Below are 13,469 nucleotides of genomic sequence, written 5' to 3'. Positions count from 1 at the left end.
AGCTAGCTCCCTCGGTAAACGGAGTAGCCGAACGGGTTGAGCAGCAGCGGCACGTGGTAGTGCTCGCCCGGTACGACGGCGAACGTGATCGCCACCTCCGGGAAGAACACACCGGTTCCGCTGTCCCGATTCGCGGGGGCGTCCTGCTGCGCATCGGCTTGCTTCTTCTCGAAGTACGCCTCGACGGCGAAGTCGAGCCGTACGTGGGTGGTCCCCTCCGGCAGGGCCGGCAGGTCCTTGCACCGGCCGTCGGCGTCGGTCGCGGAACCGCCGAGCGCCTGCCAGTTCGCGTCGCGCCCGCTGCGGGCGGCGAGCTGGACGGCGACGCCCTCGGCGGGGCGGCCGACGGAGGTGTCCAGGATGTGCGTGGACACGGAGGCGGTGGTGCTGGTGCTCATGGTGTCAGGCGTCCTCTTCGACGAGTCGGGCCAGTCGGATGCGGTTGATCTTGCCCAGCTCGGTGCGGACGATCTCCCGCTCCTGCTCGGGCGAGTTGCCGATCCGCTCCTTGACCGCGTCGCGCATCTGCTCGCCGGTACGGCCGGTGGCGCAGATGAGGAAGACGTGGCCGAACTTGTCCTGGTAGGCCAGGTTGAGTTCGAGCAGCTCCGCCTTGAGGTCCTCGGAGGCGCCGGCCATGCCGCGCTGTTCACGGGCGGAGGTCGGGTCGCCGGGCTTGGGACGCCCGATCGGCGGGTGCCCGGCCATCGCCTCGGCGAGGTCCTCGGCGGTCAGCTCGGCCGTGGCGGCGTCACCGGCCGCGTAGAGCGCTTCGGCGGTGGGGTAGGGACGGGCGGCGAGCAGTCGCCGGGCCCACTCGGTGGAGGCGCACGCCTCGTGGAGGGCGGCGAGGGCCGCGTCCTCCTCCAGGTCGTTGAACCGGGCGAGGCCCGGGGGCGTGGAAGTCGACGTCACGGGAGCCTCCGTGGCCGCGATGGGCCTTCGTGCTGAACGGGCTGCCGATAGCTAACGCCCTCGGAAACATCACGTCAACACTTTGTTGAAAAATCCGCGTAACAAGCCGCGGAGGCGCCCGGGGCCGCTCAGGCCCCCTTCTCCCGGTTCAGGTAGTTGTAGACCGTGAAGCGGCTGACGCCCAGCGCGCCCGCCACCGTCTCCACGCCGTGCCGCACGGCGAAGGCGCCCCGCGCCTCCAGTATGCGCACGACCTCCTGCTTGGCCTTGCGGTCCAGGTCGGCCAGCGGCCGGCCCTGTCTGCGCTCCATGGCGGCGAGGATGTGGTCGAGGGAGTCGGCGAGCTGGGGCAGGCGTACGGCGACGACGTCAGCACCCTCCCAGGCGAGGACGACGTCCTCCGGCCCGGCCTCGTCCGGCGGGAGCATCTCCCCGCCCATGGCGTCGATCAGCGGCTTCACGGCCGCGATGAAGGGCTCGTCCCCGGTCAACGCTCGCCCTCCCCGCTCGCGCCCTCGATCACGTTGACCTGGAGCGAGACCCGGGTCGCACCGGCCTCCAGGGCCTTGCGCAGCAGCGCGTCGACGGCGGTGAGCACACCGTCGGCGGCCCCTTCCGCGGTGTTGCCGAACGGGCCGACGTCCACGGCGTCCAACTCGGCCGCCTCGAGGACCTGCCGCGCCACGAGGGCGTGCGCGGGTGCCTCTTCCAGGTCGAAGGGTTCGGTCGTGAACTCCACTCTCAATCGCACGCGCACAACCTAACGCGCGCCGCGGGTTTTGGGGCCGCCCGGTGCGGACGGGCTGCCGGGCCCTCTTGACAAGCGCCGACACCCGGCGGCAATCTTCCATTACGCAGAAACGAACTTCCGCGATATGGAAACTAGAACCACGGAAGGGAGCGCGGCCCGAATGGGATTCGCAGACCAGCGCTTCAACGTCAACCTGTCGATCCTCTTCACGGAACTCCCGCTCCTGGAGCGTCCCGCGGCCGCCGCCGCGGCCGGCTTCACCGCGGTCGAGCTGTGGTGGCCCTGGATCGACTCCCCCACCCCCGAGCGGTCCGAGCTCGACGCCCTGAAGAAGGCGATCGAGGACGCGGGCGTCCAGCTCACCGGGCTGAACTTCTACGCCGGGCAGCTGCCGGGCCCGGACCGCGGCGCCCTGTCGGTCCCGGGCGAGGAGTCGGAGAGGTTCCGCGCCAACATCGACGTGGCCGCGGACTTCGCGCAGTCGCTCGGCTGCAAGGCCTTGAACGCCCTGTACGGCAACCGCGTCGACGGCGCGGACCCGGCCACCCAGGACGCGCTCGCCCTGGAGAACCTGGTGCTCGCCGCCCGGGCCGCCGACCGGATCGGCGCGATCCTGCTGATCGAGGCGCTCAACCGGCCCGAATCGCCGCTGTACCCGCTGGTGTCGGCACCGTCCGCGATCGAGGTCGTCGACAAGGTCAACGCGGCCACGGGCCTCGGGAACGCCAAGTTCCTCATGGACCTGTACCACCTGTCGATGAACGGCGAGGACCTGCCCTCGGTGATCGACCGGTACGCGGCGCGGACCGGGCACGTGCAGATCGCCGACAACCCCGGCCGCGGCGCCCCCGGCACCGGCTCGCTCCCGCTGGAGGAGCTGCTGGACCGGCTGCGGAAGGCCGGTTACGACGGCTGGGTCGGCCTGGAGTACAAGCCGGGCGACCGTCCCAGCGCCGAGGCCTTCGAGTGGCTCCCGCGCGAAGCGCGCTGAACCCCCCGACCTTGCAGAGCAGTCAGAGAGGCACCCCGAAGATGAGCAACCTTCCCAAGATCGCCTGGATCGGCCTCGGCATCATGGGCTCCCCCATGTCCGAGAACCTGGTCAAGGCGGGTTACGCGGTCACCGGCTACACCCTGGAGCAGGACAAGCTGGACCGCCTGGCCGCCGCCGGCGGCACCGCGGCCGGCTCGATCGCCGAGGCGGTCCGGGACGCCGACGTGGTGATCACCATGGTCCCCGCCTCCCCGCACGTCGAGGCCATCGCCTACGGCCCCGACGGCATCCTGGAGAACGCCAGGTCCGGCGCCCTGCTGATCGACATGTCCTCGATCACCCCGCAGACCTCCGTGGACCTGGCCGCCGCCGCGAAGGACAAGGGCATCCGGGTGCTGGACGCCCCCGTGTCCGGTGGCGAGGCCGGCGCCGTGGAGGCCGTGCTGTCGATCATGGTCGGCGGCGACCGGGCGGACTTCGACGAGGCCGAGCCGATCTTCGAGGCCCTCGGCAAGACCATCGCGCTGTGCGGCCCGCACGGCTCCGGCCAGACCGTGAAGGCGGCCAACCAGCTGATCGTCGCCGTGAACATCCAGGCGTGCGCCGAGGCCGTGGTCTTCCTGGAGAAGTCGGGCGTGGACCTCAGGGCCGCGCTGGACGTCCTCAACGGCGGCCTCGCCGGCTCCACCGTGCTGACGCGCAAGAAGGACAACTTCCTGGCCCGCGACTTCAAGCCCGGCTTCCGCATCGACCTGCACCACAAGGACATGGGCATCGTCACCGACGCCGCCCGCAACGTCGGCGCGGCCCTGCCCGTCGGCGCCGTGGTCGCCCAGCTGGTCGCCTCCCTGCGCGCCCAGGGCGACGGCGGCCTGGACCACTCGGCCCTGCTGCGGGCCGTGGAGCGGCTCTCCGGCGCCCAGGTCTGACGCACCCCGAGACTTCCGGGCGGCGCCGCCGCCGACACCTGTCCTGTCGCGCCCAGGCGTCGGCGCCGCCCGGAACCCACTTCAACAAACTGTTGACGCCCCGTCCACCCAAATCTAGGCTCACGCCAGCGGAAGCTCCATGAAGCGGAAGTCTGTTTCCGAAGATTCCGAACATCTCGCAGTTCCGCAGATTCCCGCTGCCCTCTCGCACGGAAGGTCCCCGATGTCGAAGCGCGTGCTGACGACAGAGTCCGGCGCCCCGGTCGCCGACAACCAGAACTCCGCCTCCGCCGGCGCAGGCGGCCCGCTCCTCCTCCAGGACCAGCACCTCCTGGAGAAGCTCGCGCGCTTCAACCGCGAGCGGATCCCGGAGCGCGTCGTGCACGCCCGCGGTTCCGGCGCGTACGGCCACTTCGAGGTGACGGACGACGTCACCGGCTTCACCCACGCCGACTTCCTGAGCGAGATCGGCAAGCGCACCGAGGTGTTCCTGCGCTTCTCGACGGTCGCCGACTCCCTCGGCGGCGCGGACGCCGTCCGCGACCCCCGCGGCTTCGCGGTGAAGTTCTACACCGAGGAGGGCAACTACGACCTCGTCGGCAACAACACCCCGGTGTTCTTCATCAAGGACCCGATCAAGTTCCCCGACTTCATCCACTCGCAGAAGCGGGACCCGTTCACGGGCAGGCAGGAGCCGGACAACGTCTGGGACTTCTGGGCGCACGCCCCCGAGGCCACGCACCAGGTGACCTGGCTGATGGGCGACCGCGGCATCCCGGCGTCGTACCGCCACATGAACGGCTACGGCTCGCACACCTACCAGTGGACGAACGCGCAGGGCGAGGCCTTCTTCGTCAAGTACCACTTCAAGACGAACCAGGGCATCCGCTGCCTGAGCAGCGAGCAGGCCGCGGAGACCGTGGGTCAGGACGCGAACTCCCACCAGACGGACCTGCTGCAGGCCATCGAGCGGGGCGTGCACCCGTCCTGGACCCTGTACGTGCAGCTCATGCCGGCGGCCGAGGCGGCCGACTACCGCTTCAACCCGTTCGACCTCACCAAGGTGTGGCCGCACAAGGACTACCCGCTCCAGCGGGTGGGCCGCCTGGTCCTCGACCGCAACCCGGACAACGTCTTCGCCGAGGTCGAGCAGGCCGCGTTCTCCCCGAACAACTTCGTGCCCGGCATCGGGCCGTCCCCGGACAAGATGCTCCAGGGCCGGCTGTTCGCCTACGCGGACGCCCACCGCTACCGCCTCGGCGTCAACCACACCCTGCTCGCCGTGAACGCCCCCAAGGCGGTCCCGGGCGGCGCCCGCAACTACGGCCGGGACGGCCTCATGGCGGTCAACGGCCAGGGCCGCGGCGCCAAGAACTACGAGCCGAACTCCTACGACGGCCCGGCCGAGACCGGCCGCCCGCTGTCGGCCCCCCTGCCGGTGTCGGGTCACACCGGCACCCACGAGGCTCCCCTCCACACCAAGGACGACGACTTCGTCCAGGCGGGCGACCTGTACCGCCTGATGTCCGAGGAGGAGAGGTCCCGCCTCGTCGCGAACATCGCCGGCGGCCTCTCGCAGGTCTCCCGCGACGACGTGATCGAGAAGAACCTGGCCCACTTCCACGCCGCCGACCCGGAGTACGGCAGGCGCGTGGAGGCGGCGGTCCGCGCCCTGCGCGAGGACTGACCCAGGAACCCGCAAGCAGCGTACGGAATCTGACGGGAGGTCATGATTTCGGACGCGGCCCGCGCGCTGTGCCGGACGGCCCGGATGAGGGGTGGCCGCCGGTGGAGGCGCGGGCAGGGCGAGGACCGCGGCGGCGTGCGAGCCAGTGCGGTGGTGAAGGAACGGCGTGCCCTTCTCGACCTGAGGGAAGAGCACCCGGATCCGTCGCATCCGCCGCGGTCCCACCCAGCCCCCGTACCGGGGGCCACCTGCCCCGTCCGGCGGCGCGAACGACCTGTCGCGCCCAGCCTCGCGCCGTCGGACGGCCATCACCGGACACCGAAGCGCCCCCTGCCCAGGGGGCGCTTCGCGTCGTCGCGGCCCCGGCGTGCGCGGGGTCCCCTTCCGCAGGAGGCTGATGCCATGGGCAATCCGACGCAGTACCCGCACATCGTGGTCCACTCGCCCGCCCTGGACGGCTCCCGCCGGGTCACCGAGGGCGAGGTGACCCTGGGCATCGCCTCCCACCTGGACGACGTCGTGGAGATCCTGCGGCTGGCCGACCTGGACCGGATCGAAGTGGAGGAGAGCGATCTGATCGAGTGGCAGGGCGGGGGCCCGGACGACTGGCCCGGACTCTCCGAGCACGAGTGGTAGCCGCGCCGCGTACGGCAGGGACCGTAGCGGCACTACGCCATCCTCAAATCAACCTCTGAACAGCGCGGACCATGCTTGGGCCACCCCCGCGCGCGGGCATGTCACCGGCAGACGGGGCCCGCCGGCACGGGGGCGGCGGGCCCCCTCGCGGGGGTGAGCCGTGGACCGTACGCCATCGATTCCACCGGACGCCTGCGCGGTGGCCCTGTTGCGGGGCGGCGACCGCGCCGCGCTGACCGTCGCCGTGCTCGGACTGCATCTGCGCGGCGTGGTGGAGGCCGGCCGGCCCGGCACCCTGCGCAGGGCCGGCGGGCCCGCTGCCGCAGGCCCTTCCGCCACCCGCTGGAGAAGGCGGTGCGCACCGGTCTGTACCGGGCCGCCGGACCGCGGGAGCTGCCCGGCCGGGCGGTGGTACGGCGGGCCCTGGCCCGGATGCGCGCCGAGCTGCGGGCCGCCGGACTGCTGCGGTCGCTGCCGCCCGGCCCCACCCGTGCCGCCCGCCGTGAGCTGGCCGCGCTGCGTGCGCTGCATCCGCTGCCGGACGGCCCCGGCGACCTTTCCCACGACCAGGTCCTGCTCACCGTCGCGCTGCACGGCGAGCGGGCGTTGACCGTGCTGGTGCCGGTGTTCGCCCGCGACTCCGGGCTCACCGGCCGCGGTGCGCTCGCCGACGAGGGGCTCTTCCCCTTCGGCCGGGGCTCGGGCCTGCGCGGCATCGCCGGCGACGGAGGGCTGCCGGGCCGGCACGACGACAGCCACGGTCCGGGCACCGACGCCCCCACCCACGGCACCGGCCACGGTCACGGCGCCGACTTCGGCGGGCACGGCGGCGGCCACGACCACGGCGCCGGATGCGGAAGCGGCGGCTACGGCTGACCCCCACCCCCGCTCGGCCACGGCCGACACCAAGGCCCGGGCGCGACCGGGTCCGGCACCCAGCCACATCGGCGCCCCCGCGACACGGCCACGGCGGCCACGGTCCGACGGCGACTTCACAGGGCACGGCGCCGGCGCCGACCCCCACCCCGCTCGGCCACGGCCGACACCAAGGCCCAGGCGCAACCGGGTCCGGCCCCCAGCCGCATCGGCGGCAGTCGCGGCACGCACGCGCGTGCGGGACAAGGCCGCTCATGCGGGCACCGCGCGCCGGAGCCGTACGGCGAAGGGGCGGGCCGTCCTTCCGGACGGTCCGCCCCTGCTGGGCCGGGTGGGTCAGACCTTCAGCGGCTTCACCGACGTCGGCGCGTGGCCGGGCTCGGTGGCCAGTTCCTCGAACTCGGAGATGTCGCTGATGTCCATCGTGCGGCTCATGGAGATGTTGGTGATCCGCTCCAGGATCGCCTCGACGACCACCGGCACCTGGTACTCGGCGGCCAGCTTCTTCGCCTGCTCGAAGGCCGCGCCCAGCTGGCCCGGCTCGGTGACCCGGATGGCCTTGCAGCCCAGGCCCTCGGCGACCTTGACGTGGTCCACGCCGTAGACGCCGATCTCCGGCGTGTTGATGTTCTCGAACTCCAGGTTGACCTGGAAGTTGATGTCGAGACCGATCTGCGCCTGCCGGATCAGGCCCAGGTAGGCGTTGTTGACCAGCACGTGGACGTAGGGGATCCGGTGCTGCGCGGCGACCGCCAGTTCCTCGATCATGAACTGGAAGTCGTAGTCGCCGGAGAGCGCGACGACCGGGGAGTCCGGGTCGGCCTTGGCGACGCCGATCGCGGCCGGGATGGTCCAGCCGAGCGGGCCGGCCTGACCGCAGTTGATCCAGTGGCGCGGCTTGTAGACGTGCAGCATCTGCGCGCCGGCGATCTGGGACAGGCCGATCGTGGTGACGTACCGGGTGTCCGGGCCGAAGGCCTTGTTCATCTCCTCGTACACGCGCTGCGGCTTCATCGGCACGTCGTCGAAGTGCGTACGGCGCAGCAGGGTGGCCTTGCGCTCCTGGGTGGAGGCGACCCACTCGGCGCGGTCGGGCAGCCGGCCGTCGGCCTTCAGCTCCCGGGCGACCTCGACGAACAGCTCCAGCGCGGCCTTGGCGTCGGAGACGACCCCGTAGTCCGGCGGGAAGATCTTGCCGATCTGGGTGGGCTCGATGTCGACGTGGACGAACTTGCGGTCGCCGCGGTAGACGTCGAGCTTGTAGCCGGTGTGACGGTTGGCCCAGCGGTTGCCGATGCCGAGGACGCAGTCCGACTCCAGGAAGGTGGCGTTGCCGTACCGGTGCGAGGTCTGGACACCGACCATGCCGGCGTTCAGCTCGTGGTCGTCGGGCAGGGTGCCCCAGCCCATCAGGGTCGGGATCACCGGGGTCCGGGTCAGCTCGGCGAACTCGACCAGCAGATCGGTGGCGTCGGCGCCGATGACGCCGCCGCCGGCGACGATGACGGGGCGCTCGGCGGCCAGCAGGAAGGAGATCGCCTTCTCGATCTGGGCACGGGTCGCGGCCGGCTTGTAGACGGGCAGCGGCTCGTACGTCTCCGGGTCGAACTCGATCTCGGTGAGCTGCACGTCGATCGGCAGGTCGATCAGGACCGGTCCGGGGCGGCCGGAACGCATCAGGTGGAAGGCCTGCTGGAAGACGCCCGGGACCTGCGCGGCCTCCAGGACGGTCACCGCCATCTTGGTGACCGGCTTGGCGATCGAGGCGATGTCGACGGCCTGGAAGTCCTCCTTGTGGATCACGTGCGTGGGCGCCTGCCCGGTGATGCACAGGATCGGGACCGAGTCGCCGATGGCGGAGTAGAGGCCGGTGATCATGTCCGTGCCGGCCGGGCCGGACGTGCCGATGCAGACACCGATGTTGCCCGGCCGGGTCCGGGTGTAGCCCTCGGCCATGTGCGAGGCGCCCTCGACGTGGCGGGCGAGGGTGTGGTTGATGCCGCCGCCCTCCTTGAGGGCTTTGTAGAACGGGTTGATCGCCGCGCCCGGCACACCGAAGGCGTCGGTGACGCCCTCGCGCTTGAGGATCTCAACTGCCGCGCGGGCAGCGGTCATACGGGCCATCGAGTACTCCTGCTTCGGCTGTCGGATGCGTACTCCCGTCGCGCCCCGCGGTGAGCACAGTCTCCAGATGGGCAATCTTCCGCATGACTTCCACGATGCGGAATCTAACTTCTACTATCTGGAAGCAATGTACGGGGGCCGCCGAACCTCGTCAAGAGACGCCGGGACACGGCAAGCACCGGACAGGAGGGGTGCGGGAGGAGGACGATGGGTGCGCCGTCGTCCGACGGCCGCTGCGACGCGACGCCTTGGAGAGGGCCATGCCCGAGAGCGTGCCGGTGCGCTGTCCCGCCTGCCGGCGCGCGCACCTGTATTCCGCACCGGTCTACCCGTGCGCGTGCGGCGCTCCCACCGCCCCGCGGCTCGACCCGGCCACCGAAGCGGCCGTCTCGGCACACCGCGCCTGGGACGACGAGTGGCTCACCGTGCCCTGCGCCGTCTGCGGGCGCCGCAACCAGTGGCCCCGGCCGGAACTGGGCTGCCCGTGCGGCACGGTGCTGCGGGTCCCGGTGACGACCGCGCCCGAGCCGTCCGCCGGTCCCCTGACCGAGGCGGCACCCGGCTCGCGAGGCACACCGGAGCAGGCACCGGCCGCACCCGGCTCGCGAGGCACACCGGCCGGGCCGGACGCCGGGAAGGCCGCCGCCGCGCGGCGGCCCGCCTTCCAGCCCCGCGCCATCCGCACCGCCCGTGACGCCGTCACCGCCGCCGCCCTCTATCTGCGCTGGCTCGGCTACCGGGGCATCCGCCGCGCCGACCGGCGGCCGCCGAACGGCGTCGGGCTCGCCGCCCGTGACCTGCTCGCCCAGGTGGACCCGACCGTGCGGCCGGCCGCGCTGCGGGACGTGGAGTGCCTGTGGCTGACGGCGATGACGGAGTCGGCGAGCTGCGTCTACTTCTCCCTGGCCGGCTACACCGACGCGGCCCGGACCCGCGCCGCCTCGCTCGGCGTCCCGCTGTTCGTCCTGGACCTCGCCGGAGCCCCGCGGCCGATGAACGACCCGGCCGAGGCGCTGCACGGGGAAGGGGCCCCGGCCCCGGGCACCGAAGCGCGGGACCGGCGCACCTGACACCGCGGGCGGCGCGCCACCGGCGCCCGCCCGCGGGCGGCACACGTCGGGGACGCCGACGGGCCCCGGGCCGAGTGCGCCGCCGACAGCGCGCTCCGGCGACCGGGACCCGTCCTCGAGCAATCAGCGCATGCTCGATTCCCGCTGGGTTACACCTGGAACTTCTCCCGCAGTTCGACCTTGCGCACCTTTCCGGACACCGTCATCGGAAAGGAGTCGAGGATCCGGAGCCTGCTCGGGATCTTGTAGTGGGCGAGCCGGCCCTCGCAGAAGGCGCGCACCTCCTCCAGCGTGGGCGGGTCGGCCGCATCGTGCGGGATGACGCAGGCGAGGACCTCCTCGCCGTACCTCTCGTGCGGCACCCCGACGACCTGGACGTCCCTGATCTTGGCGTGGGCGTAGAGGAACTCCTCGATCTCGCGCGGGTAGATGTTCTCGCCGCCCCGGATGATCATGTCCTTGATGCGGCCGACGATCTCGACGTAGCCGTCCTCGCGCATCGTCGCGAGGTCGCCGGTGTGCATCCAGCGTCCGGCGTCGACGGCCTCGGCGGTCTTCTCCGGCTCGTCCCAGTAGCCGAGCATCACGCTGTACCCGCGGGTGCACAGCTCGCCGGCCGTGCCCCTCGGCTGCGTCACGCCGGTGGCCGGGTCGACGACCTTGACCTCCAGGTGCGGCAGGACGCGGCCGACGGTCCCGGTGCGGTGCTCCAGGTCGTCGTCGATGCGCGTCTGGAGCGACACCGGCGAGGTCTCGGTCATGCCGTAGCAGATGGAGACCTCCTCCATGTGCATCTCGGCGACCACCCGCTTCATCACCTCCACCGGACAGGGCGAGCCCGCCATGATGCCGGTGCGCAGGGTGGAGAGGTCGTAGGAGGCGAAGTCGGCGAGGTTCAGCTCGGCGATGAACATCGTCGGAACCCCGTACAGGGACGTGCAGCGCTCCCGCTGCACCGCCTCCAGGGTGGCCCTCGGCTCGAAGGACGGGGCCGGGATCACCATGCAGGCGCCGTGCGAGGTGACGGCCAGGTTCCCCATGACCATGCCGAAGCAGTGGTAGAAGGGCACCGGGATGCAGATCCGGTCCTGCTCGGTGTAGGAGATCGACTCCCCCACGAAGTAGCCGTTGTTGAGGATGTTGTGGTGGGAGAGGGTGGCGCCCTTCGGGAAGCCGGTCGTGCCCGAGGTGTACTGGATGTTGATGGGGTCGTCGCAGGACAACGACGCCTCACGGTCCCGCAGTTCGTCGCGCGGGATGTCCGAACCGCGCGCGGTGAACGCCTCCCAGCCCGGGTCCCCGATGTACACGGTCTCGGTCAGCCGCGGGCATCGGCCGCGTACCTCCTCGACCATCGCCCGGTAGTCGCTCGACTTGTGACTGAGGGAGGCGAACAGCAGGGAGATCCCCGCCTGGTTGAGGACGAACTCCACCTCGTGGGTGCGGTAGGCCGGGTTGATGTTGACCATGACGGCGCCGACGCGTGCGGTGGCGTACTGCACGAGCACCCACTCGGCGCAGTTGACCGCCCAGATGCCCACCCGGTCGCCCTTGGCGATCCCGCTCGCGAGCAGCGCGCACGCCAGCCGGTCGACGTCGGCGGCGAACGCGGCGTAGGTCCAGCGCCGGCCGGTGGGGACGTCGACCAGGGCCTCCCGGTCGGGCCAGGCGGCCACCGCCCGGTCCAGGTCGGCGCCGATGGTGTCGCCGAGCAGGGCGGTGGTCCCCGTCCCGTGGGTGTACGACAGCTGTGCGGTCACCGGAAGTCCTCCTCGCGGTACTCGTCGGCCGAGCCGGCGGCCGTGGCCTCGCGCAGCTCGATCCGGCGGATCTTGCCGGAGACGGTCTTCGGCAGCGCGCCGAACTCCAGCCGGCGGATGCGCTTGTAGGGGGCGAGGACCTGGCGGGAGTGCTCGAAGACGACCTTCGCGGTGTCGGGTCCGGGCTCCCAGCCCTCGGCGAGGACGACGTACGCCTTGGGGACGGCGAGCCGCAGGTCGTCCGGTGCGGGCACGACGGCCGCCTCGGCCACCGCCTCGTGCTCCAGCAGCGCGCTCTCCAGCTCGAACGGGCTGATCTTGTAGTCGGAGGCCTTGAAGACGTCGTCGGCGCGGCCGATGTAGGTCAGGTAGCCGTCCTCGTCGCGGGAGGCGATGTCGCCGGTGCGGTAGTAGCCGCCCGCCATGGCCTCGGCCGTGCGGTCGGGGTCGCCGTGGTAGCCGGTCATCAGGCCGACCGGGCTCTCGGAGAGGTCCAGCGAGATCTCGCCCTCGGTGGCGCCGGGGGCGCCGGAGACCGGGTCGAGGAGTTCGACCCGGTAGCCGGGGCTGGGCCGGCCCATCGAGCCGGTCTTGAGCTCCTGGCCGGGGCTGTTGGAGACCTGGACGGCGGTCTCGGTCTGCCCGAAGCCGTCCCGGACGGTGCGCCCCCAGGCCCGCCTGACCTGTTCGATCACCTCGGGGTTCAGCGGCTCGCCGGCGGCCACCACCTCGCGGGGCGGGGTGCGCAGCTGACCGAGGTCCGCCTGGATGAGCATGCGCCACACCGTCGGCGGGGCGCAGAAGGTGGTCACCCCGGCCCGGTCCATCTCGGCCATCAGCCGGGCCGCGTCGAACCGGGTGTAGTTGTGGATGAAGACGGTCGCCTCCGCGTTCCACGGGGCGAACAGGTTGGACCAGGCGTGCTTGGCCCAGCCCGGCGAGGAGATGTTCAGGTGGACGTCGCCGGGCTTCAGACCGATCCAGTACATGGTGGCCAGGTGCCCGACGGGGTACGAGGTGTGGGTGTGCTCGACCAGCTTGGGGCGGGCGGTGGTCCCCGAGGTGAAGTAGAGCATCAGCGGATCGTCGGCCAGGGTGGGGCCGTCGGGGAGGAACTCGGCGGGTGCCGCGTAGGCGTCCTCGTACGGCTCCCAACCCTCCTCCGGCAGGCCGCCGACGGAGATCCGTGTGTAGGCGCCGGGCACGTCGTCGAACTTGGCGGTGTCCCCGGCCCGCGCGACCACGTGCTTGACCCGTCCCCGCTCGACGCGGTCGCGCAGGTCGGCGGGGCCGAGCAGCGGGGTGGCGGGGATGACGACGGCACGCAGCTTCATCGCGGCCAGCGCGGTCTCCCACAGCTCGGCCTGGTTGCCGAGCATGACGAGGATGCGGTCCTCGGCGGCGACGCCCCGCTCACGCAGCCAGTGCGCGACCCGGTTGGAGCGCTCGGCCATCTCCGCGAAGGACAGCCGGGTCTCGGTGCCGTCCTCCTCGACGATGTGCAGGGCGGTCCGGTCGTTGCCCTCGGCGATCACGTCGAACCAGTCCAGCGCCCAGTTGAAGTGCTCGGGCCGCGGCCAGGCGAACCCGTCGTAGGCGGCTGTGTAGTCCTCGCGGTGCTCCAGCAGGAAGTCCCGGGCGCCCCTGAAGGCCTCGGTCGCCGTCGTCATCTGCGTCCTCCATGCTTTCCGGTCGTTCACCCCCGGGCGCCGGTGCCCCGGGGGCCA

At 71.8% G+C, this 13,469-nt stretch carries 13 protein-coding genes; 6 read left to right on the top strand and 7 right to left on the bottom strand.

Features of this window, described 5'->3' with window-relative positions:
• Positions 1 to 2: 2 nt before the first annotated feature.
• From uraH to N8I86_RS29565, 4 genes are all read right to left on the bottom strand, one after another.
• Positions 3 to 398, bottom strand: coding sequence for a hydroxyisourate hydrolase (gene uraH / locus N8I86_RS29580; protein WP_073897178.1), 396 nt, complete (start codon positions 396 to 398; stop codon positions 3 to 5).
• A 4-nt stretch (positions 399 to 402) separates the two neighbouring features.
• On the bottom strand, positions 403 to 915 hold the full coding sequence (uraD, locus tag N8I86_RS29575) for a 2-oxo-4-hydroxy-4-carboxy-5-ureidoimidazoline decarboxylase (protein ID WP_073897180.1): 513 nt from the start codon (positions 913 to 915) through the stop codon (positions 403 to 405).
• A 128-nt stretch (positions 916 to 1,043) separates the two neighbouring features.
• A complete protein-coding gene (locus N8I86_RS29570) occupies positions 1,044 to 1,355 on the bottom strand; it encodes a helix-turn-helix domain-containing protein (protein ID WP_073897861.1) in 312 nt (103 codons plus the stop codon).
• A gap of 47 nt (positions 1,356 to 1,402) precedes the next feature.
• Complete coding sequence (locus N8I86_RS29565; RefSeq protein ID WP_073897183.1) at positions 1,403 to 1,666, bottom strand: YkoF family thiamine-binding protein; 264 nt, start codon at positions 1,664 to 1,666, stop codon at positions 1,403 to 1,405.
• A 160-nt stretch (positions 1,667 to 1,826) separates the two neighbouring features.
• Between N8I86_RS29565 and N8I86_RS29560 the strand changes: the two genes are divergently transcribed.
• From N8I86_RS29560 to N8I86_RS29540, 5 genes are all read left to right on the top strand, one after another.
• On the top strand, positions 1,827 to 2,657 hold the full coding sequence (locus N8I86_RS29560; RefSeq protein ID WP_263279102.1) for a TIM barrel protein: 831 nt from the start codon (positions 1,827 to 1,829) through the stop codon (positions 2,655 to 2,657).
• 41 nt (positions 2,658 to 2,698) lie between these two features.
• Complete coding sequence (locus N8I86_RS29555; protein ID WP_263279101.1) at positions 2,699 to 3,589, top strand: 2-hydroxy-3-oxopropionate reductase; 891 nt, start codon at positions 2,699 to 2,701, stop codon at positions 3,587 to 3,589.
• Between the two features lie 223 nt (positions 3,590 to 3,812).
• A complete protein-coding gene (locus N8I86_RS29550; protein ID WP_073897190.1) occupies positions 3,813 to 5,276 on the top strand; it encodes a catalase in 1,464 nt (487 codons plus the stop codon).
• Positions 5,277 to 5,678: 402 nt separating this feature from the next.
• The gene (locus tag N8I86_RS29545; protein WP_073897192.1) at positions 5,679 to 5,912 is read left to right on the top strand and encodes a hypothetical protein; all 234 of its coding nucleotides are present in this window, start codon (positions 5,679 to 5,681) and stop codon (positions 5,910 to 5,912) included.
• Positions 5,913 to 6,266: 354 nt separating this feature from the next.
• Positions 6,267 to 6,788, top strand: a complete 522-nt coding sequence (locus N8I86_RS29540; protein ID WP_263279100.1) for a TIGR04222 domain-containing membrane protein — start codon at positions 6,267 to 6,269, stop codon at positions 6,786 to 6,788.
• Positions 6,789 to 7,124: 336 nt separating this feature from the next.
• On the opposite strand, the gene gcl is transcribed toward N8I86_RS29540, so the two are convergent.
• Positions 7,125 to 8,912, bottom strand: coding sequence for a glyoxylate carboligase (gene gcl, locus N8I86_RS29535; RefSeq protein ID WP_073897197.1), 1,788 nt, complete (start codon positions 8,910 to 8,912; stop codon positions 7,125 to 7,127).
• A 260-nt stretch (positions 8,913 to 9,172) separates the two neighbouring features.
• Between gcl and N8I86_RS29530 the strand changes: the two genes are divergently transcribed.
• Positions 9,173 to 9,982, top strand: coding sequence for a hypothetical protein (locus tag N8I86_RS29530; protein ID WP_263279099.1), 810 nt, complete (start codon positions 9,173 to 9,175; stop codon positions 9,980 to 9,982).
• Positions 9,983 to 10,131: 149 nt separating this feature from the next.
• Here the strand turns inward: N8I86_RS29530 and N8I86_RS29525 are convergent, their stop codons facing one another.
• Together N8I86_RS29525 and N8I86_RS29520 are read right to left on the bottom strand one after the other, a co-directional pair.
• Complete coding sequence (locus tag N8I86_RS29525) at positions 10,132 to 11,742, bottom strand: AMP-binding protein (RefSeq protein ID WP_263279098.1); 1,611 nt, start codon at positions 11,740 to 11,742, stop codon at positions 10,132 to 10,134.
• Positions 11,739 to 13,412 carry an AMP-binding protein gene (locus N8I86_RS29520; RefSeq protein ID WP_263279097.1) on the bottom strand — a complete coding sequence of 558 codons (1,674 nt, stop codon included), beginning with the start codon at positions 13,410 to 13,412 and terminating at the stop codon, positions 11,739 to 11,741. The genes N8I86_RS29525 and N8I86_RS29520 overlap by 4 nt, the downstream gene beginning before the upstream one ends.
• Between the last annotated feature and the right edge of the window lie 57 nt (positions 13,413 to 13,469).

The sequence above is a fragment of the Streptomyces albidicamelliae genome (genome assembly GCF_025642175.1).
GTDB classification, from domain to species: Bacteria; Actinomycetota; Actinomycetes; order Streptomycetales; family Streptomycetaceae; genus Streptomyces; species Streptomyces albidocamelliae.
Note: the sequence above shows the minus strand (reverse complement) of the source record. Positions and strands in the feature narration are given on the sequence as shown.

Excerpts from the sequence above, each read along its gene's own strand:
- uraH (WP_073897178.1), bottom strand. The coding sequence starts at position 398 with ATGAGCACCAGCACCACCGCCTCCGTGTCCACGCACATCCTGGACACC.
- N8I86_RS29570 (WP_073897861.1), bottom strand. The coding sequence starts at position 1,355 with ATGGGCGGGGAGATGCTCCCGCCGGACGAGGCCGGGCCGGAGGACGTC.
- N8I86_RS29560 (WP_263279102.1), top strand. The coding sequence starts at position 1,827 with ATGGGATTCGCAGACCAGCGCTTCAACGTCAACCTGTCGATCCTCTTC.
- N8I86_RS29555 (WP_263279101.1), top strand. The coding sequence starts at position 2,699 with ATGAGCAACCTTCCCAAGATCGCCTGGATCGGCCTCGGCATCATGGGC.
- N8I86_RS29550 (WP_073897190.1), top strand. The coding sequence starts at position 3,813 with ATGTCGAAGCGCGTGCTGACGACAGAGTCCGGCGCCCCGGTCGCCGAC.
- N8I86_RS29545 (WP_073897192.1), top strand. The coding sequence starts at position 5,679 with ATGGGCAATCCGACGCAGTACCCGCACATCGTGGTCCACTCGCCCGCC.
- gcl (WP_073897197.1), bottom strand. The coding sequence starts at position 8,912 with ATGGCCCGTATGACCGCTGCCCGCGCGGCAGTTGAGATCCTCAAGCGC.
- N8I86_RS29530 (WP_263279099.1), top strand. The coding sequence starts at position 9,173 with ATGCCCGAGAGCGTGCCGGTGCGCTGTCCCGCCTGCCGGCGCGCGCAC.
- N8I86_RS29520 (WP_263279097.1), bottom strand. The coding sequence starts at position 13,412 with ATGACGACGGCGACCGAGGCCTTCAGGGGCGCCCGGGACTTCCTGCTG.